Genomic DNA, 8814 nt, shown 5'->3' with positions numbered 1-8814 from the left:
AGCGGTCAGGCGCAGGCGACCTCGTACGACACCATGGGTCAGGTCAACCAGGCCTTCCGCAACATCGTCAACATGCTCCACGGTGTGCGTGACGGACTGGTCCGCGACGCGAACAACTACGAGCAGCAAGAGCAGGCCTCGCAGCAGATCCTGGGCAGCTAGCCCACCCTACAAACAGGAGACGTACAACGATGACCATCAACTACCAGTTCGGCGATGTCGACGCCCACGGTGCCTTGATCCGCGCGCAAGCCGCGTCTTTGGAGGCCGAGCACCAGGCCATCGTCCGCGATGTGCTTGCCGCCGGGGACTTTTGGGGCGGTGCCGGTTCGGCGGCGTGCCAGGAGTTCATCATTCAGTTGGGCCGCAACTTCCAGGTGATCTACGAGCAGGCCAACGCCCACGGGCAGAACGTGCAAACCGCCGGCAGCAACATGGCGGGCACCGACAGCGCCGTCGGATCGAGTTGGGCTTAGCGGCTAAGGGGTGACCAAAACCTTGCAGTGTCGCTCGGGGTCGGCGAGGTCGTCAAAGGCGGCGCCGACCCCGTCCAGGCCGACCTCCCCCGTGATCAGCGGGCTCACGTCGATGTCACCGTCGGCCAGGGCCCGAAGCGAATCGGTGAATTCTTCCGGAGTATAGGCGAGCACGAACTGGACGTTGATCTCTTTGGCGATCGCGAAGAAGGGATGCACGGTGTCGGGCTGCATGCACACGCCCGCGACCACCAGGCGGGTGCCGGACCGCGCCCGAAGCAGGACGTCGTCGATCACCCCGGGCACTCCGACCGCCTCGAACACCACGGCGGGTTTGACGGAGTCGAACGGCGAGCCCTGCGCCGCGTCCAGCGTCTGATGCGCGCCCATGGCGGTGGCGAGTTCCCGGCGCTTCGGCGAAAAGTCAGACGCCACAATGTTTTCGACGCCACGAGCCCGCAGCGCCGCGATGATGGCGATGCCGATCGGGCCGCATCCGATTACCAGGGCGGTCTCGCCGGGGGCGATGTTCGACTTGTTGACGGCGTGCAGCCCGACCGCCATGGGTTCGGTCAGGGCGGCATGTTTGAAGTCCAGGCCGTTGGGGACGGGCAGCAGCAGCGGCGCCGAGAGCAGCATGCGTTCGGCGTAGCCGCCGATGGTGCTGTTGCTGTAGACGATGGGCTCAACGCCCTTGGCGGACAGCAGTATCGGAAGGGAGGTGACCAGCGTTCCCGGCGGGTGGGTTTCGGTATCGGGCCCGGCCTCGAGCACCTCGGCGCTGAACTCGTGGCCCATGAAGATGTCGTGGCTCAGGTCGACGTGCATGCCGCCCTTGCCGCCGGCCACCCGGTCGGTCATTTCCAGCACCTGTGCGCCGTGCGCGGCGAAATGTAGGTCGGAGCCGCAGATGCCGCAGGCCCGCACGCCGACGAGCACCTGACCGGCCTCGGGCACGGGCTCCGCTACGTCGTCGCGGTAGACCATCCGGCCGTCGCGCAATACCGCGGCGCGCACTAGCTTTTCACCCCCTTCTGTTCGTCGACGTGCTCGGTGATGGCCTTCACCACGGCCTCACCCGCCCGGCCGATCAACTGGTCGCGGTTGCCCTTGGCCCAGTCGTGCGACGAACGCGACGCTTCGAGTTGTCCCTTGAAGTGGGGGATCACCTTGCGCGCCATCAGGTCGTAGCAGTGATACGTCGCCTCGGGGGAGGCCCAGTCGTGGCCCAGCATCAGCAGTGTGCCGAAACCGCCTGAGCGGTCGAGCAAGTCCTCGATGTGGGTGATCGCGTCGTCGGGGGTTCCGATGCAGCAATTGCCCTTGGCCGCGTAGTCCTCGACGAACTCGTGCGGTGTCTGGGCGCCGTCGACGGTGTTGGCCAGCGGGACGAACCCGGCCGCGCCGAAGTAGTTGGCGAAATCCTGCAGGCCGTAGGTGCAGTCGTCGATCGCCTTTTCCCGGCTGTCCGCGATGTGCATGATGCTCAGAACGCGCCAGTCGGCCCGATCCGGCTCGGGCCGTCCGGCTTTGTCGGCCTGCTCGCGCACCACGTCCCAGGTGGTTTCGAGGGCGGCGTAGCCGCCGGGGACCGACATCGACAGCGACAACAGCGACGTCCCCAGCGCGCCCGCGAGCCGCGGACCGGAAGGCGAAATCATTGCTGCCGTGGAGATTTCGGGGTAGGGCCAGGTGTAGGGCCGGATGTGCAGCTGCGCCTCACGCAGCGTGAACCAGTCGGTGTGGCGGTCGATTCGCTCGGTGGGTCCGGCGCGGAACAGCGCGAGGATCGCTTCCAGTGACTCCTGCATCATGTGCCGTTGATCGACCGGGTCGATGCCCATCATGTAGGCATCCGACGGCAAGGCGCCCGGGCCGGTGCCGAACATCACCCGGCCGCGGGTGAGGTGATCGAGCAGCACCCAGCGGTCGGCCACCATCAGCGGATGGTGGTAGGGCAGCGAGACCACCCCGGTACCCAGTCGGATGTGTTTGGTCCGCTCGGCCGCGGCGGCGATGAACACCTCGGGGCAGGCGATCAGCTCGTAGCCACCGGAGTGGTGTTCGCCGAACCAGGCCTCGTCGAACCCGAGCCGGTCCAGCGCGACCACCCGGTCCATGTCGTATTCCAAAGCGACCGTTGGCGATTGGCCAATCGGGTGAAACGGTGTGATGAAGACACCGAAGCGCAGCGGGGCGCTCATCGCAACTCCAATCCGTTGAGGAAGTCCAACAGGGCCGCGTTCACCTCGTCCGGCCTTTCCTGCTGCAACCAGTGCCCCGCGTCGTCGATCATCACCTGGCGGTAGGGGCCGGTGATCGCGTCGGCGGCGCGGTCGGCGCGAGTGAACGACAGGACGGGATCGGCCGTCCCGCCGATGAACAAACACGGGACCGAGATCTTCACACCGTCCAGCTCGGGAGTGGTCTCCCAGTTGCGGTCGAAATTGCGGTACCAGTTCAGGCCGCCGGTGAACCCGGTACGGGTGAATTCGGCGATGTAGTGGTCGAGCTCGTCCTGACTTATCCAATCCGGCAGCCCGTCGGGTTCGGGCAGCCGCTCGAGGAAGCCTTCCGGGCCGGGGGTGGCCATCCGCACCAGTGCATCCTTGCCGTCGGCGCGCAGGCTGCCCATCATGCGTCGCATCACCCGGGCGGGATCGGCGTTCAATTCGGCGTCGGCCACGCCGGGCTCCTGAAAGTACAGGATGTAGAAGAAGTTCTCGCCAAACATCTTGCGCCAGGCCTTCGTCGGCGCCACGTGCGGGCGCGGCGTCACCGGCACGCTGAGCGCGGCGACGGCCGCGACCCGATCCGGGTGCAGCAACGGGGCGTTCCACACGACGGCGGCGCCCCAGTCGTGCCCGATCCAGACGGCCCGTTCGGCCCCGACGTCGTCGAGCAGGCCGACCAGGTCGGCGGTGAGGTGGTGAATGTCGTAAGCCTCGATGGGGTCGGGACAAGACGAGCCGCCGTAGCCGCGTTGATCCGGGGCCAGCACGTGGTAGCCGGCCTCGGCGAGCACCGGTATCTGGTAGCGCCACGAGTAGGCCAGCTCGGGAAATCCGTGGGCCAAAATCACCACGGGTGCGCCGCGTTCGCCCGCCTCGATCACCCGCAGCCGCACACCGTTGGTCTCCACTAACCGTTCGGTTGATTTGAGCACCATGCCACCAAAGCACAACCCCTGCGGGGCTGAGAAGTATTCGCGCTGATTGCGAATAGCATTCCAACGGCTTTGCTCGGCTGGTAGATATCGCCGTAAAGCCCGCGCATTTCTTGGAAGCAGGTGGATCCGATGAGGCGGCTCGACCACGTCGTCCTGTGGACGAAGGATCCGCGCGTCGCGATGGATTTCTATACGCGGGTGGTCGGATTGGCTCCGGTCCGGTTCGCCGAGTTCGAGGCCGGCGACGCGCCCTTCCCGAGCGTGCGGGTGTGCGAGGACTCGATCATCGACCTGATGCCGGTTGCAGGTGTCGCCGGTACCGAGTCCCTGACGCGGGTCGACGGCAGCGCCGGACACCCGGTGAACCACGTCTGCCTTGCGCTGTCGAAGTCCGAATACGACGCGCTGGACCAACGCCTGCAGGCGGAGGGCGTGGACACCGGCGCGCGGCTCGGCCCCAATTTCGGGGCCCGCGGTTGGGCGCCGCAGGCGTACTACTTCGCCGATCCGGATGGCAACGTGATCGAGGCCCGGTACTACGAATGACGAGACGTCGGGCCGCCGCGCCGGCCGCCGAACGTCACGCTGGCGTGACCGCCGCCGCCCGGCGTCGCGCTGGCGTGACGCTCGGCCCGGCGGGAGGGAACCCCCGGTCGTTGTATCGAGAGGCGGTGGCGACCCGCTTCGCCCCGGCTCTGCCGGGGCTCGCGATCGCCACCGTGCAGATGGTGGCGACCCGCTTCGCCCCGGCTCTGCCGGGCTCGCGATCGCCACGAGCGGTAACCTGGACTTTTCTAGCTGCGTGAATATCGGGGAAGGACCTGGCCGGCAAGGCCGATGATTGATGAACCGGAAAAACGTTATTCGCACCATCACGGCGATTGCGGTCGTGGTGCTGCTCGGTTGGTCGTTCTTCTATTTCAGCGACGACACCCGCGGCTACAAGCCCGTCGACACGTCGGTGGCGGTGGCGCAGATCAACGGCGACAACGTCAAGAACGCGCAGATCGACGACCGTGAGCAGCAGCTGCGGTTGACCCTGAAAAAGGGCAACAACGACACCGACAACTCCGACAAGATCATCACCAAATACCCGAGCGGGTACGCGGTCGACCTGTTCAACGCGCTGAGCGCCAAGAACGCGAAGGTCAGCACCGTCGTCAATCAGGGCAGCATCCTGGGCGAGCTGCTGGTCTACGTGCTGCCGCTGCTGTTGCTGGTGGGTCTGTTCGTGATGTTCTCCCGCATGCAAGGCGGCGCGCGAATGGGCTTCGGGTTCGGCAAATCCCGGGCCAAACTGCTGAACAAGGACATGCCCAAGACCACGTTCGCCGACGTTGCGGGCGTCGACGAGGCCGTCGAAGAGCTCTACGAGATCAAGGACTTCCTGCAGAACCCCGGCCGCTATCAGGCGCTGGGCGCCAAGATCCCCAAGGGCGTGCTGCTCTACGGCCCGCCCGGGACCGGTAAGACGCTGCTGGCCCGCGCGGTGGCCGGGGAAGCCGGCGTGCCGTTCTTCACCATCTCCGGCTCGGACTTCGTCGAGATGTTCGTCGGCGTCGGCGCCTCGCGGGTGCGCGACCTGTTCGAGCAGGCCAAGCAGAACAACCCGTGCATCATCTTCGTCGACGAGATCGACGCCGTCGGTCGCCAGCGCGGCGCCGGCCTGGGCGGCGGCCACGACGAGCGCGAACAAACGCTGAACCAGTTGCTGGTCGAAATGGACGGCTTCGACCCGCGCGCCGGGGTCATCCTGATCGCGGCCACCAACCGGCCCGACATCCTCGATCCCGCGCTGCTGCGGCCCGGCCGCTTCGACCGGCAGATCCCGGTGTCCAACCCCGACCTGGCGGGCCGCCGTGCGGTGCTGCAGGTGCACTCCAAGGGCAAGCCCATCGCCCCGGACGCCGACCTCGACGGGCTGGCCAAGCGCACCGTCGGCATGACCGGCGCGGACCTGGCCAACGTCATCAACGAGGCGGCCCTGCTGACCGCCCGGGAGAACGGCACCGTCATCACCGGCGCCGCGCTCGAGGAGGCGGTGGACCGGGTGATCGGCGGGCCGCGCCGCAAGGGCCGGATCATCAGCGAGCAGGAAAAGAAGATCACCGCCTACCACGAGGGCGGCCACACCCTGGCCGCCTGGGCGATGCCGGACATCGAGCCGATCTACAAGGTGACGATCCTGGCACGGGGACGCACCGGGGGCCACGCGGTGGCGGTGCCCGAGGAAGACAAGGGCCTGCGTACCCGCTCGGAGATGGTCGCGCAGCTGGTGTTCGCCATGGGCGGCCGCGCCGCCGAGGAACTGGTCTTCCGGGAGCCGACGACCGGCGCGGTGTCCGACATCGAGCAGGCGACCAAGGTGGCCCGCGCGATGGTCACCGAATTCGGGATGAGTTCCAAGCTGGGCGCCGTCAAGTACGGCACCGAACACGGCGACCCGTTCCTGGGCCGCACCATGGGGACCCAGGCCGACTACTCCCACGAGGTCGCCCGCGACATCGACGACGAAATCCGAAAGCTGATCGAGGCGGCCCACACCGAGGCATGGGAGATCCTCACCGAATACCGCGACGTGCTCGACACGTTGGCCGGCCAGCTGCTGGAAAAGGAAACCCTGCACCGGGCCGAGCTGGAGGGCATCTTTGCCGATGTCGAAAAGCGGCCCCGGCTCACCATGTTCGACGACTTCGGTGGCCGCATCCCGTCCGACAAGCCGCCGATCAAGACGCCCGGCGAGCTGGCGATGGAGCGTGGCGAGCCGTGGCCGCCACCGGTCCCCGAGCCGGCGTTCAAGGCCGCCATCGCGCGCGCCAGCGAGGCCGCGGCCGCGCGAGCGGAGGCCGAGCGAAACAACAACGGCGGCAATGGTTCTCAGGGCTCGCAAGGGGCCGGCCACCGCCCGGGCGCGCCGCATGCCCCCACCCAGCCGGACTACGGCGCGCCGGCGGGCTGGCACGCACCGGGGTGGCCGCCGCCGGACCAGCAGCCGAATTACTGGTATCCGCCGCCGCAGGCCCCGCAGCAGCCTTACTTTCCGCAGCCGGCGGGGCACCACCCGGGTTATCAAGGCCAGCCCGGCCACCCGCAGGGTCAGGCGCAGCCCCCCTACCCGCCGTATCCGCCCTACCCGCCGCCGAGCCTGCCCAACCCGGCCGGCGGGAAGTCTCCCGACCAGCAGGACGACGACGTGAGCCGGTCCAACCCACCGGCCCACGGCTGACGAACGGAGGATTCGATGGCCTTGACGGATTTGGGGCCGGACACCGCCGATCCCCCTATCCGGGTGTTCGACCAGGAGCGCGCCGAGGCCGCGGTCCGGGAGTTGCTGTACGCCATCGGGGAGGACCCCGACCGGCACGGCCTGCGGGAGACGCCGGCCCGCGTCGCCCGCGCCTACCGCGAGATGTTCGCCGGGCTCTACACCGATCCCGACAGCGTGCTCAACACCATGTTCGACGAAGAACACGACGAACTGGTGCTGGTCAAGGAGATCCCGCTGTATTCCACGTGTGAACACCACCTGGTGTCGTTCCACGGGGTGGCCCACGTCGGCTACATCCCCGGCTCCGACGGCCGGGTCACCGGGCTGTCGAAAATCGCGCGACTGGTCGACCTCTACGCCAAGCGGCCGCAGGTGCAGGAACGGCTCACCAGCCAGATCGCCGACGCGCTGATGAAGAAACTCAATCCGCGGGGCGTGATCGTCGTGATCGAGGCCGAGCACCTGTGCATGGCCATGCGCGGCGTACGCAAGCCCGGCGCGGTCACCACCACGTCGGCGGTGCGCGGACAGTTCAAGAGCAACGCGGCGTCTCGAGCGGAAGCGCTCGACCTCATCCTGCGTAAGTGAGCCGGCGCCTGTGCAGGTTATGGGAGTCCTGAACGTCACTGACGACTCGTTCTCCGATGGTGGCCGCTATCTCGATACTTCTAACGCGGTGGCGCACGGTCTGGCGCTGGCGGCCGACGGCGCGGACATCGTCGATGTCGGTGGGGAGTCGACCAGGCCCGGCGCCACCCGGATCGACTCCCAGGTCGAGACGTCCCGGGTGATCCCCGTCGTCAAAGAGCTTGTGGCAGAGGGGATTACGGTAAGCATCGACACCATGCACGCCGACGTCGCGCGGGCCGCGCTGCAGCACGGCGCGCGCATCGTCAACGACGTGTCGGGGGGACGCGCCGATCCCGCGATGGCGCCGCTGGTCGCCGACGCCGGCGTGTCCTGGGTGCTGATGCACTGGCGGTCGGTGGCCGCCGACCGCCCGCATGCGGACACCCATTACGACGACGTGGTGGGCGAAGTGCGGGCCGAGCTGCTCGCCAGCGTCGACGCGGCGGTGGCCGCGGGCGTCGACCCCGCGAAGCTGGTGATCGACCCGGGCCTCGGGTTCGCCAAGACGGCTCAACACAATTGGGCGCTGCTCCGCGCGCTGCCCCAGTTGGTCGCCACCGGAATCCCGGTGCTCTTGGGCGCATCGCGGAAGCGGTTCCTCGGTACGTTGTTGGCCGGGCCGGACGGCTCGCCGCGACCGCCCGCCGGCCGCGAGACCGCCACCGCGGTGATCTCCGCGCTGGCGGCGCTATACGGGGCGTGGGGCGTTCGCGTGCACGACGTGCGGGCCACCGCCGACGCCCTCAAGGTGGTGGGGGCCTGGGCGCACACCGAAACATGGCGGGCCGGAGACGATGGCTGATCGAATCGAGTTGCGGGGTTTGACGATTCGTGGGCGGCACGGAGTCTTCGATCACGAGCGCGCCGACGGGCAGGACTTCGTCGTCGACATCACCGTGTGGATCGACCTCGCCGCGGCGGCCGCCAGCGACGAACTGGCCGACACGTACGACTACGCGGCCCTGGCCCAGCTCGCCGCCGAGGTGGTGGCCGGTCCGCCGCGCAACCTGATCGAAACCGTCGGGGGCGAAATCGCCGACGGGGTGATGGCAGACGGGCGGGTGCATGCCGTCGAGGTGGTGGTGCACAAGCCGCGGGCCCCCATCCCCCAGCAGTTCGACGACGTCGCGGTCGTGGTGCGCCGGTCTCGGCGTGGCGGCCGCGGTTCGGTGATCCCGGCGGAGCGGCGCCTATGACCTGGGTGGTGCTGTCCGTCGGCTCCAACCTGGGCGACCGCCTGGCGCGGCTGCAGTCGGTGGTCGACGGGCTGG

At 68.2% G+C, this 8814-nt stretch carries 10 protein-coding genes and 1 pseudogene; 8 read left to right on the top strand and 3 right to left on the bottom strand.

Features of this window, described 5'->3' with window-relative positions:
* Positions 1-162 (top strand): WXG100 family type VII secretion target (locus tag WU80_RS23035; RefSeq protein WP_197281332.1); only part of this gene is annotated, 162 nt, incomplete at its 5' end.
* Between the two features lie 29 nt (positions 163-191).
* On the top strand, positions 192-476 hold the full coding sequence (locus WU80_RS23030; protein WP_055405394.1) for a WXG100 family type VII secretion target: 285 nt from the start codon (positions 192-194) through the stop codon (positions 474-476).
* A gap of 3 nt (positions 477-479) precedes the next feature.
* Here the strand turns inward: WU80_RS23030 and WU80_RS23025 are convergent, their stop codons facing one another.
* Genes WU80_RS23025 through WU80_RS23015 form a run of 3 tightly spaced genes read right to left on the bottom strand, consistent with a single transcriptional unit; the run spans position 480 to position 3645 of the window.
* Entirely contained in the window at positions 480-1493 is a 1014-nt protein-coding gene (locus WU80_RS23025; protein WP_055405393.1) for a zinc-binding dehydrogenase, read from the bottom strand.
* A complete protein-coding gene (locus WU80_RS23020) occupies positions 1493-2680 on the bottom strand; it encodes an LLM class flavin-dependent oxidoreductase (protein WP_055405392.1) in 1188 nt (395 codons plus the stop codon). The genes WU80_RS23025 and WU80_RS23020 overlap by 1 nt, the downstream gene beginning before the upstream one ends.
* Positions 2677-3645: an alpha/beta fold hydrolase gene (locus WU80_RS23015; protein WP_369808567.1), complete on the bottom strand. Its 969-nt coding sequence runs from the start codon at positions 3643-3645 to the stop codon at positions 2677-2679. The genes WU80_RS23020 and WU80_RS23015 overlap by 4 nt, the downstream gene beginning before the upstream one ends.
* Before the next feature lie 129 nt (positions 3646-3774).
* On the opposite strand from WU80_RS23015, the gene WU80_RS23010 reads away from it, so the two are divergent.
* The 6 genes and pseudogenes from WU80_RS23010 to WU80_RS25995 all read left to right on the top strand — a co-directional run.
* Positions 3775-4191 carry a VOC family protein gene (locus tag WU80_RS23010; protein ID WP_055405395.1) on the top strand — a complete coding sequence of 139 codons (417 nt, stop codon included), beginning with the start codon at positions 3775-3777 and terminating at the stop codon, positions 4189-4191.
* A gap of 298 nt (positions 4192-4489) precedes the next feature.
* Positions 4490-6871, top strand: coding sequence for an ATP-dependent zinc metalloprotease FtsH (ftsH, locus tag WU80_RS23005; RefSeq protein ID WP_055405391.1), 2382 nt, complete (start codon positions 4490-4492; stop codon positions 6869-6871).
* A gap of 15 nt (positions 6872-6886) precedes the next feature.
* Positions 6887-7501 (top strand): GTP cyclohydrolase I FolE, encoded by a 615-nt coding sequence (folE, locus tag WU80_RS23000; protein WP_055405390.1) that lies wholly within the window; start codon positions 6887-6889, stop codon positions 7499-7501.
* A gap of 19 nt (positions 7502-7520) precedes the next feature.
* Positions 7521-8345, top strand: a complete 825-nt coding sequence (gene folP / locus WU80_RS22995; protein WP_055405389.1) for a dihydropteroate synthase — start codon at positions 7521-7523, stop codon at positions 8343-8345.
* Positions 8338-8739 carry a dihydroneopterin aldolase gene (gene folB, locus WU80_RS22990; protein ID WP_055405388.1) on the top strand — a complete coding sequence of 134 codons (402 nt, stop codon included), beginning with the start codon at positions 8338-8340 and terminating at the stop codon, positions 8737-8739. Before folP ends, folB begins: the two co-directional genes overlap by 8 nt.
* Positions 8736-8814 (top strand): annotated as a pseudogene (locus WU80_RS25995) (2-amino-4-hydroxy-6-hydroxymethyldihydropteridine diphosphokinase); the annotation flags it as partial. The gene folB and the pseudogene WU80_RS25995, both read left to right, overlap by 4 nt.

This window comes from Mycobacterium sp. UM_11, from assembly GCF_001414075.1.
Taxonomy (GTDB): Bacteria; Actinomycetota; Actinomycetes; order Mycobacteriales; family Mycobacteriaceae; genus Mycobacterium.
This window is presented reverse-complemented; position numbering and strand designations above follow the sequence as displayed.